Origin of the sequence: Streptomyces sp. NPDC102462 (assembly GCF_044765425.1) — a bacterium.
Taxonomy (GTDB): Bacteria; Actinomycetota; Actinomycetes; order Streptomycetales; family Streptomycetaceae; genus Streptomyces.
This window is the reverse complement of record NZ_JBIWKB010000003.1, coordinates 141,027-154,525: the sequence shown is the minus strand read 5'-3', so window position 1 is coordinate 154,525 and position 13,499 is coordinate 141,027. Positions and strand designations below refer to the sequence as shown.

The 13,499-nt window shown below is 70.5% G+C and carries 16 protein-coding genes; 8 read left to right on the top strand and 8 right to left on the bottom strand.

Features of this window, described 5'->3' with window-relative positions; all coding sequences use genetic code 11:
- Nucleotides 1–112: 112 nt before the first annotated feature.
- The 4 genes from ACIRFL_RS04360 to ACIRFL_RS04345 form a co-directional block, all read right to left on the bottom strand.
- Complete coding sequence (locus tag ACIRFL_RS04360) at nucleotides 113–550, bottom strand: SsgA family sporulation/cell division regulator (protein WP_404023743.1); 438 nt, start codon at nucleotides 548–550, stop codon at nucleotides 113–115.
- Nucleotides 551–649: 99 nt separating this feature from the next.
- A complete protein-coding gene (locus ACIRFL_RS04355) occupies nucleotides 650–1,510 on the bottom strand; it encodes an IclR family transcriptional regulator (RefSeq protein WP_404023742.1) in 861 nt (286 codons plus the stop codon).
- A 194-nt stretch (nucleotides 1,511–1,704) separates the two neighbouring features.
- Nucleotides 1,705–1,917 carry a DUF5326 family protein gene (locus ACIRFL_RS04350; protein WP_351730797.1) on the bottom strand — a complete coding sequence of 71 codons (213 nt, stop codon included), beginning with the start codon at nucleotides 1,915–1,917 and terminating at the stop codon, nucleotides 1,705–1,707.
- A gap of 193 nt (nucleotides 1,918–2,110) precedes the next feature.
- A complete protein-coding gene (locus tag ACIRFL_RS04345) occupies nucleotides 2,111–2,428 on the bottom strand; it encodes a cupin domain-containing protein (protein WP_404023740.1) in 318 nt (105 codons plus the stop codon).
- 59 nt (nucleotides 2,429–2,487) lie between these two features.
- On the opposite strand from ACIRFL_RS04345, the gene ACIRFL_RS04340 reads away from it, so the two are divergent.
- The 5 genes from ACIRFL_RS04340 to ACIRFL_RS04320 all read left to right on the top strand — a co-directional run bounded on the left by ACIRFL_RS04340 (nucleotide 2,488) and on the right by ACIRFL_RS04320 (nucleotide 6,181).
- The gene (locus ACIRFL_RS04340; RefSeq protein ID WP_404023738.1) at nucleotides 2,488–2,868 is read left to right on the top strand and encodes a phage holin family protein; all 381 of its coding nucleotides are present in this window, start codon (nucleotides 2,488–2,490) and stop codon (nucleotides 2,866–2,868) included.
- A 7-nt stretch (nucleotides 2,869–2,875) separates the two neighbouring features.
- The gene (locus tag ACIRFL_RS04335) at nucleotides 2,876–3,367 is read left to right on the top strand and encodes a low molecular weight protein-tyrosine-phosphatase (protein WP_404023737.1); all 492 of its coding nucleotides are present in this window, start codon (nucleotides 2,876–2,878) and stop codon (nucleotides 3,365–3,367) included.
- Nucleotides 3,364–4,512: a cystathionine gamma-lyase gene (locus ACIRFL_RS04330; protein WP_404023735.1), complete on the top strand. Its 1,149-nt coding sequence runs from the start codon at nucleotides 3,364–3,366 to the stop codon at nucleotides 4,510–4,512. Before ACIRFL_RS04335 ends, ACIRFL_RS04330 begins: the two co-directional genes overlap by 4 nt.
- A 194-nt stretch (nucleotides 4,513–4,706) precedes the next feature.
- On the top strand, nucleotides 4,707–5,612 hold the full coding sequence (locus ACIRFL_RS04325) for a LysR family transcriptional regulator (RefSeq protein WP_404023733.1): 906 nt from the start codon (nucleotides 4,707–4,709) through the stop codon (nucleotides 5,610–5,612).
- Nucleotides 5,613–5,698: 86 nt separating this feature from the next.
- On the top strand, nucleotides 5,699–6,181 hold the full coding sequence (locus ACIRFL_RS04320; protein WP_404023732.1) for an NUDIX domain-containing protein: 483 nt from the start codon (nucleotides 5,699–5,701) through the stop codon (nucleotides 6,179–6,181).
- Nucleotides 6,182–6,185: 4 nt separating this feature from the next.
- On the opposite strand, the gene ACIRFL_RS04315 is transcribed toward ACIRFL_RS04320, so the two are convergent.
- Nucleotides 6,186–7,811, bottom strand: coding sequence for a globin domain-containing protein (locus ACIRFL_RS04315; protein ID WP_404023730.1), 1,626 nt, complete (start codon nucleotides 7,809–7,811; stop codon nucleotides 6,186–6,188).
- Nucleotides 7,812–8,263: 452 nt separating this feature from the next.
- Here ACIRFL_RS04315 and ACIRFL_RS04310 point away from each other — a divergent pair, with 452 nt between their 5' ends.
- Complete coding sequence (locus ACIRFL_RS04310) at nucleotides 8,264–9,130, top strand: GNAT family N-acetyltransferase (protein WP_404023729.1); 867 nt, start codon at nucleotides 8,264–8,266, stop codon at nucleotides 9,128–9,130.
- A 75-nt stretch (nucleotides 9,131–9,205) separates the two neighbouring features.
- On the opposite strand, the gene ACIRFL_RS04305 is transcribed toward ACIRFL_RS04310, so the two are convergent.
- Both ACIRFL_RS04305 and ACIRFL_RS04300 read right to left on the bottom strand, forming a co-directional pair.
- On the bottom strand, nucleotides 9,206–9,628 hold the full coding sequence (locus ACIRFL_RS04305; protein WP_404023727.1) for a heme-binding protein: 423 nt from the start codon (nucleotides 9,626–9,628) through the stop codon (nucleotides 9,206–9,208).
- Nucleotides 9,629–9,685: 57 nt separating this feature from the next.
- Nucleotides 9,686–10,894 (bottom strand): MFS transporter, encoded by a 1,209-nt coding sequence (locus tag ACIRFL_RS04300; protein ID WP_404023725.1) that lies wholly within the window; start codon nucleotides 10,892–10,894, stop codon nucleotides 9,686–9,688.
- Between the two features lie 141 nt (nucleotides 10,895–11,035).
- On the opposite strand from ACIRFL_RS04300, the gene ACIRFL_RS04295 reads away from it, so the two are divergent.
- Together ACIRFL_RS04295 and ACIRFL_RS04290 are read left to right on the top strand one after the other, a co-directional pair.
- Nucleotides 11,036–11,494 (top strand): MarR family winged helix-turn-helix transcriptional regulator, encoded by a 459-nt coding sequence (locus tag ACIRFL_RS04295; RefSeq protein WP_404023724.1) that lies wholly within the window; start codon nucleotides 11,036–11,038, stop codon nucleotides 11,492–11,494.
- Nucleotides 11,495–11,503: 9 nt separating this feature from the next.
- Nucleotides 11,504–11,956, top strand: a complete 453-nt coding sequence (locus ACIRFL_RS04290; protein WP_404023722.1) for a GNAT family N-acetyltransferase — start codon at nucleotides 11,504–11,506, stop codon at nucleotides 11,954–11,956.
- Nucleotides 11,957–12,010: 54 nt separating this feature from the next.
- Here the strand turns inward: ACIRFL_RS04290 and ACIRFL_RS04285 are convergent, their stop codons facing one another.
- Nucleotides 12,011–13,396, bottom strand: a complete 1,386-nt coding sequence (locus ACIRFL_RS04285; RefSeq protein WP_404023721.1) for a serine hydrolase domain-containing protein — start codon at nucleotides 13,394–13,396, stop codon at nucleotides 12,011–12,013.
- Nucleotides 13,397–13,499 lie beyond the last annotated feature (103 nt).

Genomic DNA, 13,499 nt, shown 5'->3' with positions numbered 1-13,499 from the left:
CCGCGCGGCGGACGCGGGGGAGCCGACGGAAGGCCGCAAACGGACAAGAAGAAGCGTTCCTGCACAATCGGTGCGGCACGCTCAAGCGGTCTCTGCGGCGGCGCAGGACGCCTCAGCCGGCGCTCTGCTCCTCGGCCAGGATGCGGTCCAGGGCCTCGTCGAGATGGGCGTCGAAGTCGGCCAGCGCCCCCTCCTGGCCCAGCGGCACCAGCTTGTCCGTACGGTCCAGGAACGCCACCAGCGGTGGCGCCGAGGAGCGGAACACGGCCTGGTCGCCGCCGACCTGAAGCCGGATCAGCACCTCACCCAGAACGTCGGGATCGCTGGGCGCGATGTGCACATCCCCGTCCCCGCACGGCCTGCCCACGCCGTCGACCAGCAGCTCCCGCCCGAAGGCCCAGGTCACCGGGGCGTCCCCGGGCAGATGGAAGGTCAGCCGTACGGCATAGGGATCACAGGTCTCGTACCGCAGCTCCACCGGAATGCGGAAAGAGAGCTCCTCGGACACGAGAAAGCTCATCATGACCTCTGCCTGTACGGACTCGCGCATCGCCTACCCCGTCGTGTAACGCCGACCGGCCTCGAATGACCCCACTGCCGCTGAGGGCATCTTGCTGAACGTATGCGACAGATCACAAGGAGTGAGTTTTCAGATACTGATAGAGAGCGCGAGCGCCCCAAGATGGCGTCCGATCCCGGCCTGCAGCTGCTCCACCGCGGGCAGCAGCCGGTCGGCCTGGCGGGCGGGCATCGAGATGGCCATCGTGGCCGCCGTGGCACCGACCGTGATCGGCACGGCGGCGCAGACCGTGCCCAGTGCGTACTCCTGCCGCTCCGTCACCGGTTCCATCCGCCGCATCCGCTCCAGACGCCGCAGCAGGCTGTGGTCGTCACGCACGGTGTACGGGGTGAGGGACTGCACCGGGTAGCGGTCGAGGTGGTCGCGGCGCGCCGCGTCGTCCAACTGGGACAGCAGGCACTGGCCGATCGCGTGCGCGTGCCCGGTCTCGCGGAAGTCGGCCCACTCCTCGACCGCCGGGTTGCCCGGGGTGTCGGAGACGCACACGACGTCGATCTCACCCTCGCGGTACACGGCGTAGTACACGGGGGCGCCGATGGAGTCGCGCCAGCGAGCGAGCGTGGCGGCCACCGTGCTGCGACGTTTCTGCTTCGCACCGCTGCCACTCAGCCGCACGGCCGCGTCACCGAGGAAGAACAGCCCCTTCTCGCGCCGCAGATAGCCCTCGTGCACGAGGGTGCGCAGCAGGTGGTACGCCGTGGGGAGCGCCAGCTTGGTCTCGCGGGCCAGTTGCTTGGCGGGCGCTCCGTACTCGTGCCCGGCGACGCACTCCAGCAGGCGCATCGCGCGCTGCACGGATCCGATGAGGGTCGCGGAGTGCGGCTGCTCGGGGATGGCCGCGGCGGGCGGCCGCGGCACGGGGGGCGCGGCGGTGGGCGCCGGAAAGGGAGACGCGGGCGTCTCCGTGGGTGCGGTGTCAACCGTGGCCAAGGTCACTCCCGAAGCGCGAGGGGCAGCCCGTGCGGGGGCACCCGGGTGGGGCCTGCACCGCCCGGAGGGGCTGGACCCCGCGTGGATCTCCGGACTCTAACCGTCGGCCGCGGCAGTGGGCCGGTCCGCCGGGAAACTTCCCTCGCGCGAGGGAACCGGTGATTCCTGTTACCGCCACCGTTCTCCCAGAGTGCTCACCAGTCGCCGCGCGACGAGGAGCTGGACATGAACTTCCGCACCACGTAGATGAGTCCGCCGACCAGCGCCACGAAGATCAGCGCCTTGAAGAGCAGGCCGATCACGAAGCCGACCACGGTCGCGATCAGACCGCCGAACACGACCAGGGCGATGACCGGCACCGCGACCCACTTCACCCACCACGGCAGTCCCGCGAAGATCTCTCGCATTGCCCTCGTCCTTCTCTGCGTTGCCAGGTGTTCCCGGACACGCTCCACGTGTCCGAGGGGCCTCGACGCCGGTCGAAGTCTCGATGGCCGTCGATGTCCCGCTCTCGATGCTAGGGCCGCGGGGTGCCGCCGCGGGTGCCTCGCACCCCTTGTCCGCCCCTGACCGTTCCCCTAGGGATCCTCGCGGCCCAGGTCACGCCTCGGGCGGAGAGAAGACCACCAGGACCCGCAGATCCTCGCTGATGTGATGGAACTTGTGGGGCACGCCGGCCGGCACGTACACCACGCTGCCGCGCGCCACCTGTGTCGTCTCCGTGCCGACGGTGATCGAGGCACGGCCGCTCACGACGAAGTACACCTCGTCCTGGCGGTGCGGCTGCTGCGGGTCGTGCTCGCCCGCATTGAGCGCGTACAGACCGACCGACATGTTCCGTTCGCGCAGAAACTGCAGGTAAGCGCCCTCGTTGGCGGCGCGCTCCGCCTCCAGTTCGTCCAGCCGGAATGCCTTCATCGCCCTTGCCGCCCTCGCCCCGCTGCTCGTCGCCGATCTCGTCTGCCACGATCAGACACATGAAGAATTTCGTAGTCAAGACGATCGCCAATGCGGGTGCCCTGGCCGTCGCCGTATGGCTGCTCGACAAGATCACCCTGACAGGCGACAGCACCGCCAAGAAGATCGGTACGCTGATCGTCGTCGCCCTGATCTTCGGCCTGGTGAACTTCCTGGTCAAGCCGATCGTGCAGGTCCTGACCTTCCCCTTGTTCATCCTGACGCTCGGCCTGATCACCCTGGTGGTCAACGCACTGATGCTGCTGCTGACCTCATGGGTGTGCGACAAGCTCCAGCTGAGCTTCCACGTGGAGGGGTTCTGGACCGCCGTCCTCGGCGGCCTGATCATCTCGATCGTGTCCTGGGCGCTGAACCTCGTCCTGCCCGAAGGCAGGGACTGAACCCGCGATGACCTACCGCGTCTGCTTCGTCTGCACCGGCAACATCTGCCGCTCCCCGATGGCCGAATCCGTCTTCCGCGCCCGCACGGCGGAGGCGGAACTCGCGGATCTCGTGGAGGTCGACAGCGCCGGCACCGGCGGCTGGCACGAGGGCGAGGGCGCCGATCCGCGCACCGTCGCCGTCCTGGAAGAACACGGCTATGACCTCGACCACACGGCCCGGCGGTTCCAGCCGTCCTGGTTCTCCCGGCTCGACCTGGTGATCGCCCTCGACTCCGGACACCTCAAGGCCCTGCGCCGCCTGGCACCCACGGAGGAGGACGCGCGCAAGGTGCGGCTGCTGCGCTCGTACGACCCCGGCGCCGGGGACGACCTCGACGTGCCCGACCCGTACTACGGGGGGCCGGACGACTTCGCGGAGTGCCTTGAGATGGTGGAGGCGGCGAGCACGGGGCTGCTCGCCGCCGTACGCGACCATCTGGAGGGACGGGCCGCATGAGCGAGACCACCGAGGACGCCGGCCGGCCCGGCGACGGCACACGCGCGGTCCGTGCCGGACTGCCCGAGCCGGTCAAACACGAGCCGACGCTGCCCGGGCCTGTCTTCGCCGCCCATTTCCATCTTCCCGGCGAGGTGACGGGCCCCTACGCCTACGGCCGTGACGACAACCCGACCTGGACGCTGCTGGAAGACGCCATCGGCGAGCTGGAGGCGCCCGGGCGGGACGGTGTCGAGACGCTGGTGTTCGCCTCCGGCATGGCGGCCATCTCGTCGGTGCTCTTCTCCCAGCTGCGCGCCGGCGACACGGTCGTGCTGCCCTCGGACGGCTACCAGGTGCTGCCGCTGGTGCGCGCCCAGCTGGAGGCGTACGGCATCGAGGTGCGCACCGCGCCGACCGCGGGCGACGCCCAGCTCGACGCGCTGGACGGGGCGAAGCTGCTGTGGATCGAGACGCCGTCGAACCCCGGGCTCGACGTGTGCGACATCCGGCGCCTGGCCGAGGCGGCACACGCGCGTGGCGCCCTGGTCGCCGTCGACAACACCCTTGCCACGCCGCTGGGGCAGCGCCCCCTGGAGCTGGGCGCGGACTTCTCGGTGGCCAGCGGCACCAAGCAGCTCACCGGCCACGGGGACGTGCTGCTGGGCTATGTCGCCGGGCGCGATCCGGAGGCGATGGCCGCCGTGCGCCGCTGGCGCAAGATCGTCGGGGCGATCTCGGGGCCCATGGAGGCCTGGCTCGCGCACCGTTCCATCGCCACGCTCCAGTTGCGCGTGGACCGGCAGGACGCCACGGCGCTCACCGTCGCCCGGGCGCTGCGGGACAGGCCCGAGGTGGCCGGTCTGCGCTATCCGGGGCTGCCCGAGGACCCCGCGCACAAGGTCGCCGCGCGGCAGATGCGGCGCTATGGGTCCGTGGTCTCCTTCACGCTGCCCACGCGCGCGCGTGCCGAGCGTTTCCTGGAGGCGCTGCGGCTGGTCGAAGACGCGACGAGCTTCGGCGGAGTCCGGTCCACGGCCGAACGCCGTGGCCGCTGGGGCGGAGACCCGGTCCCGGAGGGGTTCATCCGGCTGTCGGTCGGCGCCGAGGACCCCGAGGACCTGGTGGCCGATCTGCTGCGCGCGCTGGACGAGTCGGCTCCGTGACCGGATGACGGGCGGTCCGAGCCTCCCCCCTCGTGGCTCGGACCGCCGCGGTTCTGCGCGCGAAGAACCGCGCCAACAAGGCTAGTTGACTCTCTGTCAGTGTCCAATCACAGTAGCGACAGAGACCTATCGACTTATTTATCGTTGGCCCTGCCGGGGGCCGCGCAGCGGGCAGCGGAAGGGGAGGGCATGCCATGGATCTGGCCTTGCTGCGCACCTTCGTGACCGTGCACCGGGCCGGTTCCTTCACCCGTGCCGCCGCGCTGCTGGGTCTGTCCCAGCCGGCGGTCACCTCCCAGATCCGGACGCTGGAGCGGCAACTGGGCCGCCCGCTGTTCCTGCGCCAGGCCCGCGGGGTGACCCCGACGACCATCGGCGACGAACTCGCCCACAAGGCCGCCCCGCATCTCGACGCCCTGGTGGAGATCACCGAGACCGGTCTGGACGACGAGTCCGCCCCGCGCACCCTGCATCTGGCCGGCCCGCCCGAGTTCACCGCCGAACGTGCACTCCCGGCGCTCACGGAACTCACCGGCGACGACGGCCAGGGATTCGCCCTCCGCGCCTCCTTCGGCAACGCCGAGGAGATCCTGGAGGGGCTGGCCGCCGGACATCACGATCTCGCCATCGGCACGGCCCGCCCCCGCGGTGCCCTGCTCACGGCGACCCCGCTGTGCGACGAGGAGCACGTCCTGGTCGCCGCCCCGCGCTGGGCCGAGGAAGTCGACGCCGGTCGGTTGCACGGCAAAGAGGCGCCCGCCCTGGAGAACCTGCCCGTCGTCGAGGTCCATGAGTCGCTGCCCTTCGTCTCCCGGTACTGGGCCTCCGTCTTCGACTGCCGCCCGGCCGCCTCGGGCACCGTGATCGTCCCCGATCTGCGAGCGGTCCTCGCGTGTGCGACGGCGGGCGCCGGCCTGGCCGTCCTGCCCCGCTATCTGTGTGCTTACGCCCTCGACCGCGGCGAGGTGATCGCGCTGCACGAACCCCCGGTGCCACCGCTGCGCACATACTTCCTGGTGGTACGCACCGGCACCCTCGCCATGCCGCACATCGCGCGGGCACACGAATGGCTCCTGCGGGCGGCCACGGACTGGGACTGAACGGCCCATGGCCGGGTCACACCGTGCAGTCGGGCCGTGGCACTTTGCGATGTTTCACGTGGAACCAGCCGGGCCACATTTCCTCCATGACCGTCCGACCCGTGGTCAAGCGCACCGCACGCGCCGTCCTCCTGGACGGCGACGACCTGATTCTGATCAAGCGCACCAAGCCCGGAATCGATCCCTACTGGGTCACCCCCGGTGGCGGGGTCGAGCCGAAGGACACAACCGTCGTCGACGCCCTGCACCGCGAGGTGTACGAGGAGCTGGGCGCCAAGATCACCGATGTGGTGCCCTGTTTCGTGGACACCGTGGAGCACATCGGCGAGGACGGCGGCGCGACCGGTGTGAAGGTGCAGCACTTCTTCGTCTGCCGACTGGAGTCCATGGACCCGGCCCTGCGCCACGGCCCTGAAGTGGACGAGCCCCTGGGCGAGTACGAGATCGTGCGGGTGCCGTTCACCCGTGTCGGCATCGCCTCCGTCCATCTCGTGCCGCTGTCGCTGCGGCACTATCTGGACGGCAATATCGAAGGGGTGCGCGCCATGCACGCCCCGGACCTCGGCTGACCGTTCAGTCCACGACGGCGACAAGTTCCTCGACCGAGTCGTGGCGTATGCGCTCGGCCGGGATGCCTGCGTTCCGCAGCATGGTGACCCCGCTGCGGATCATCCCGGGCGGCCCCGAGAGATAGGCGTCGTACTCGTTCCAGGGGCCGTACTCGCGGATGGCGTCGGGGAGCCGGAGATGCGCCTGCTGGTCGATGACCGCCCGGACCGAGAGCCAGGGGTGGGCCTGCTGGAGCCGGAGCATCGTGTCGATGTCGTACAGGTCGTGGTCGGTGCGGGCGCCGTAGAACACCTCGACCGTGCGGCGCTCGCCGTGCTCGGCGACGTCCTCGACGAGCGCCTTGATGGGCGCTATGCCGGTGCCGCCGCCGAGGCAGAGCAGACCGCTGTCCGAGGTGTGGTCGACGGTCATCGAGCCGGCCGGCGGGCCGAGCCGGATGGTGTCGCCCGGGCGGGCGCGGTGCACGAGGGCGTTGGAGACCCAGCCCGCGGGGACGGCCTTCACATGGAACGTCAGCAGCCCGTCCGAACGCGGCGCCGAGGCGAAGGAGTAGTGCCGCCAGACCCGCGGCCACCAGGGGGTCTCCAGGCTGGTGTACTGCCCGGCGAGGAAGGGATAGGGCTGGTCCGGGCGGACGGAGACGACCGCCACGTCGGGTGTCCTGAGTTCATGGCTGACGATCTCCGCGTGCCACCAGGCCGGGGAGCGCATCTCGTCCAGGGCCGCCGCGTCGATCATCACCTGCGACATCGTCGTGTACGCCCGCACCCACGCCGCCTCCGTCTCCGCGTCCCAGACGGCGGAGGCGTACTTGGTCAGCGCGCCGATCAGACACTCGCCGACGGCCGGGTAGTGCTCGGCCCGGGTGCCGTACTTGCGGTGGCCACGGCCGAGGTGCTGCAGATAGTCGATGAGGACGGGGGTGTCGTCGATGTGCTCGGCCGCGGTCAGCAGAGCCTTCAGGAGCCGGTCCCGCTGGGTGTCCATCGCGGCCGGAAACAGCTGCCGCAGATCGGGGTGGCGCACGAAGAGGAGCGCGTAGAAGTACGAGGTGACCTTGTCGGCGACCGGGCCGACCTCGGCCATGGTGCGGCGGATGAGAAGGGCGTCCGGTGAGGCCGGTGGGGAGGAGGGCGCGGAACGCTGAGCGGGGACACGCTGTTCGCGTTGCGGCGGGTCGGGCGGGGTGGCCGGCGCCTCGAAGGGTGAGGGGTCGGGCCCCGGTATTCGCTCGGCGGCCGGTGGCGTTTCACCCACTGACTCCGGGGCCTCGCCCGTGGCGGTCGTCGAGCCGGGGGACGACGAACCGGGGGGTGACGAGCCTCGGGCCGGCGAGCCCGTGGAGGACGAACCCAGGGTGGACGAGCCCGGGGACGATGTTCCGGAGGGCGACGAGCCGGGGGCAGGAGCGGCGTGGGCGGTCGCGGACGGGTGCTCGTGGGTCTCCGGCGTGCGGCGGCCCACCGGTCGCAGCACGGCCGGGCGCCGGCCCTCCTGCGGCTCCTGATCGCCGTCCGACGGCGCGGCCGGCGGCATTCGGCGGGGCGTGAACCAGCCGCCCCCGCCGGAAGTGCGGTTGTCCGCCGACGTGGTGGTCGGAGCGTCCATGGTGTGCCTCGCCTCGAACATCTTTCGGTCCGCCCGCGCACTTCCTCGATCGGGAAGTGCCTGCTTTCCCCGCGGACGGCTTGCCTTCTCGCTTCGCCCCGGCGGCCGGTGAAGCCACCACGGCGTTCGCGTTCCGAGCGGTGTGAACCCCACCCCGGACATGAACCGGAGTCGACCATACCGGCAGCCGCCGTGCACACAAGTCCCTCCTTCCTCCCTCACGAATCGAACAACGGGCGAACCATGGATTCCCTCAATTACCGGGCGCGGCGCACCAATTCACCGGCATCCCGCAGATCTCATCCCGCCCGCTGCCAGGCGTTCTGCGCCGGCCCCGTCCTGATCTCGATCCCGGTTTCACGTGAAACATCCGTATCGGCTCACCGTGCCGACGACCGCGCCATGGCCAAAAGAACGTGTGTCTACCCGAAACAGGTAGACGTCAGGGGTGCTGTTCGGACAGCCTGACCTGCGTGCCAACTCCTTCCCTCGCCTCCTTGCCCATCCGACGCCTGACGCCCCGCGATCTCAGCGCCTGCGCCGACTTGTCCGAGGATCGGGGGTGGCCTCGCGAGGAACACAAGTGGGGCTTCCTCCTCACGGCAGGAAGGGGGCACGGCATCGATGACCCCGACGGCGGTCTCGTCGCCGCCTGTGTCGTCACGGAGTACGGTCCTCAGGACCATCCCGACCTCGCTGCGGTCGGCATGGTCCTGGTCGCCGAGCGGCACGCCCGACAGGGCGTGGGACGCCGGCTGATGCGCCATGTCGTATCGATGATGGGAACCACACCCCTGACGCTGTACGCGACCCCGTACGGCCGCCCCCTGTACGAGGAGCTGGGCTTCAAGGTCATCGGTCGCGCGGAGATGGTGCGCGGGCGTTTCAGCCCTCAGGGGCCGCCGTCCCCGGTCGCGACCCGTGCGGCCACCGCCGAGGACCTGCCCTCGGTCGTCCGACTCGACGAGGAGGTGTTCGGCATCGATCGCACCCCCGTCATCACCCGGCTCCCCGCCTTCGCCGACCGGCTGTATGTCGCCGAGGACAACGGCCGGATCATCGGCTACGCGGGCGCCTGGCCCAATATGGACACCCATGTCGTCGGTCCGCTGATCGCCCGTGACACGGAGACGGCGAAGGCCCTGATCACCGCCCTCGCCGCCCACACCGACCGCCCGCTGCGCACCGACATCGACGTACGGCACGAGGAGCTGCTGGCCTGGGCGAAGGAATGCGGGCTGGCGTCCGTGGCCTTCAACGCGGTGATGACATACGGCAGCACGGATCTGCCCGGCGACTGGACCCGGCGGTTCGCGCCGCTGACCCTGGCGGCGGGCTGAGGAACGTTCGCGGACGACGAACGCCGGCTTCCGCTGCGAAGCGGGAGCCGGCGTTGTCCGGGGCGGGAGGAGCGATCAGGCGAGTGCGCTGACGGCGGCGAGGGCGAAGCCGTGGTCCTGCTCGGGCGCGCCGCCGCCCACGCCGATCGCACCGATGAGCCGGCCGTCGCGGTGCACCGGGACGCCGCCCGCGATGAACAGCAGGGGCCGGTCGAGCGCGGTGGGCAGGGTGTGGAAGAGTCCGCCGGGCTGTACGGCGTCGACCAGGTCGGCGGTGGGCGCGTTCAGCTGGAGCGCGGTGTATGCCTTGCGGGTGCTGGTCTCCCCGGAGATCAGCACCGCCCGGTCGTCCCGGCGGAAGGCGAGCAGATGGCCGCCCGCGTCCAGGACGGTGACGCTGACGGTGACTCCGGCCGCCTCCGCCGCCGTACGGGCCGCGCCGATCAGGGTCTCGGCGTCCTGGGTGGTGAGCGGGGCGACGGCAGCAGTGCTGCTCATGGGGCTTCTCCTTGAAGGTGTTGCGGAAGGCGTGTTTCGTTCCCGGCCGAGGCCGGCTCAGTGGTGTGCGGCCGTCCGTCGGGTGGTGGGCGCGCCGCCCGCCACCACGGTGCCGGCGGCGGAGCCCCGGCGCTCCAGTACGGCCGAGAGGAAGGCGAGCAGCAGCGCGGCCGCCGCGAGGGCGGCGCCGACCCAGTTGGGGGCGGTGTAGCCGAAGCCCGCCGAGATCACGATGCCGCCGAGCCAGGCGGAGAGGGCGTTGCCCAGGTTGAAGGCCCCGATGTTCACGGCCGAGGCCAGCGTGGGAGCACCGTGCGCCTGGTCGAGGACGCGCTTTTGCAGCGGCGGCACGGTGGCGAAGCCCAGGGCTCCGATCAGCGCGATGGTCACGGCCGCAGCGATCTTGTGGTGGGCGGTGGCCGTGAAGAGGGCGAGCACGACGGCCAGGGCGCCCAGGGAGACATACAGCATGGGCATCAGGGCGCGGTCCGCGAACCTGCCACCGATGAGGTTGCCGGCGACCATGCCGAGGCCGAAGAGCACCAGCAGCCAGGTGACAGAGCCGTCCGCGAAACCGGCGACATGGGTCATCATCGGCGCGATGTAGGTGATGGCCGCGAAGACCCCGCCGAAGCCGAGGACGGTCATCGCCATAGCCAGCAGCACCTGGACGTTCTTGAAGGCGGCCAGTTCGTGGCGCAGGTGCACCCCCTCGGGCCTGGGCATCTCGGGCACCAGCCGGGCGATGCCGACCAGGCCGACGACGCCGAGGGCCGCGACGACACCGAAGGTCACCCGCCAGCCGACGTGCTGTCCGATGAGCGTGCCCAGCGGCACACCGACCACATTGGCGACGGTCAGCCCGGTGAACATCATCGCGATGGCCCCGGCCTTCTTGTTCGGGGCGACCAGCTCCGCGGCGACGACCGATCCGATACCGAAGAACGCGCCGTGGGCCAGGGAGGCGATCACCCGCCCGATCAGCATGACCGCGAAGGCGGGGGCGAGGGCGGACAACAGGTTCCCGGCGATGAACAGACCCATCAGCAGCATCAGCATCCGCTTGCGCGGAACCTTGGTGCCGAGCACGGTCATCAGCGGGGCGCCGATCACCACGCCGAGCGCGTAGCCGGTCACGAGCAGGCCCGCGGTGGGGATGGAGACGCCGAAGTCGCCCGCCACCTCGGGCAGCAGACCCATGATCACGAATTCGGTCGTTCCGATTCCGAAGGCCCCGATCGCGAGGGCCAGGAGCGCGAGAGGCATGAGGGGACAACCCTTCCCTGACGATTGCAGATGCGCTTTGCGTGCGTTCACAATAGTTGCAGACGCGGGCTATATGCAACCGCAGGCAATTGCGGGACTGCTCTATCCTGGTCTCAGCCGCTCCGGGACGGAGGAAACGCCATGACAGCGACCGACCCCTCGCTCACCGCCCTTGCCCAGGGCTGGTGCGCCCTCTCCCTGCTGCACGGGAGGATCGAGGCGCACATCGAGCGCGCCCTGCAGGCCGGGCACGGTCTGAGCGTGCGCGAGTACTCGCTGCTCGACGTGCTCAGCCGACAGCACGACGGCGAGGGGGGCCATCTGCAGATGAAGCAGGTCGCCGACGCGGTGGTCCTGAGCCAGAGCGCCACCACCCGGCTGGTCACCCGGCTTGAGGACCGCGGCCTGCTGGAGCGCTATCTGTGTCCGACCGACCGGCGCGGCATCTACACGAACGTCACGGAGGCGGGACTCGCCCTGCTCACACAGGCACGGCCGACCAATGACACGGCGCTGCGCGAGGCCCTGGACGAGGCGGCCGCCAATCCGGAACTGGCCCCGCTCGTACGGGTCGTCGAGTCACTGAAGGTGCCCGCATAAGGTGCGGGTATGGCAGATCTCGCGATACGCACCGCCGTCGCCGACGACGTCCCCGCCATCGTCGGCATGCTCGCCGACGATCCGCTGGGGGCTCAGCGGGAGTCCCCGGACGATCCAGCGCCGTATCTGGCCGCCCTGAAGCGGCTCGACGCCGATCCGAACCAGCACCTGGTCGTCGCCGTGATGGACGGCCGTGTCGTCGGCACCCTCCAGCTCTCGATCATTCCGGGGCTTTCGCGACGCGGTGCCACCCGGTCGATCATCGAGGCCGTACGCATCCATGCCGACGCGCGCGGCAGCGGTCTGGGCACGCGGCTCATCGAGTGGGCGATCGAGGAATCCCGCCGCCAGAACTGCCAGTTGGTGCAGCTGACCTCCGACAACACACGCACCGATGCGCACCGTTTCTACGAGCGGCTTGGATTCGCCGCCTCACACACGGGCTTCAAGCTTCAGCTCTGAGCCACCGGGGGTGGCCTGTTTCACGTGAAACAGGCCACCCCCGGACAAGGCCGGCTAACCGATCCCCCGCCATCCCTCGGGATCCACCCCGCCGGGAACGGCGGCGCCGTCGTCGTACGGCTGCCGCGTGAACACGAACGAGCCGAGGTCCAGATGGCTCACCGACCCGTCCGGGCGCCGTACGGCCCGCAGAAGCTCCCCGTCGTAGTAGCCCTCCAGCCCGGTCCAGGTGCCGTCACCGTTGGCCCGAAAGCGCGCACTGCGGCCTTGGCCGGACAGCGGGCTCAGCGAGAGGCGCCCATCGGCCGTCACCCGCAGGCCATAGCCATGCGTGCCCCAGTACCACTGCCCCGCCAACTCCAGTACCGAGGGATCGACTTCACGCATCGGCCGCCATGGCTCGGGGATCCTCGGCTCGGCCTCGGCGACGATCCGCACGAGATCGGCGCCCACCGTGCCGAGCAGCGGCCCGGAGGTGCAGTTGGCCAGCACCACGGCGGCCACGTCGTCAGTGACACTGATCGTGAGATTCGCCAGGAAGCCGGGAAGCGACCCGGAGTGCCCCACCAGCAGCCGACCATGACGGTGCTGGATCTGCAGGCCGAGACCATAGGTGGCGCCGTCCATGACATCGGCCGCCTCGGCCGGCGCCGCGGGCCTCCGCATCTCCCGCACGGTGTCCGCGCTCAGCACCCGGTCGTCCCCCTGGGCGAGGAAGACCGCGAACCGCGCCAGGTCGCCGGTGGTGGACCACAGTTGACCGGCCGGCGCCATCCGGCCCAGGTCCTCCACCGGCTCGGGCAGCAGGGCATCGGCCCAGGGGTGGACGGCCCAGCCGCCGGCATGCGGGGCCCGGGGCTGGGCGCCGGTCCGGTCCAAGCCCAGGGGCTCCAGCACCTCCCGGTGAAGCACCTCCTCCCAGGGGGCGCCGCGCACCTCCTCCACCAGGGCGCCGAGCAGCGTGTAGCCCGGGTTCGAGTAGTGGTGCCGCCGGCCGACCGGATGCAGGAGGGGCCTTTCACCGAGCACATCGCTCAGCTCGGGACGCAGCGCGCCGGGGGTCCGTTCCCACCAAGGGGCCGGCGACTCGGCCGCCAACCCGCCCGTGTGCGCAAGCAGTTCGGCGATGGTGGCCTCCCCCGCGCCGGTGCCCGGCAGATGCTTCTCCAGCGGATCGCCCAGGTCCAGCGCGCCCTCGTCACGCAGCCGCAACACGAGAACCGCCGTGAACGTCTTGGTGATGGACCCGATCCTGTACTGCACGTTCTCATCCGGTGCGTGCCCGTCCATCGAGCTACGGGAGCCGTGCCACACGGTCCGTCCGTCCCGCACGACCGCCGCCACCAGCGAGGGCGCCCGCCCCTCGGCCTGCGCCACGGCGATCCGGTGCAGCAGCGACCGCCGCGTGGCGGGGAGCAGTTCTTCTGGAGATGTCGTCATGCCCCCAGTCCATCCGCTCGGGGCACACGCGTCGAGTCCATTTCCGCGCCGCCCCTTGGCGCCCGTGATCAGTCTCGAATCCGTGGCATTTCCTCGCGGCCGA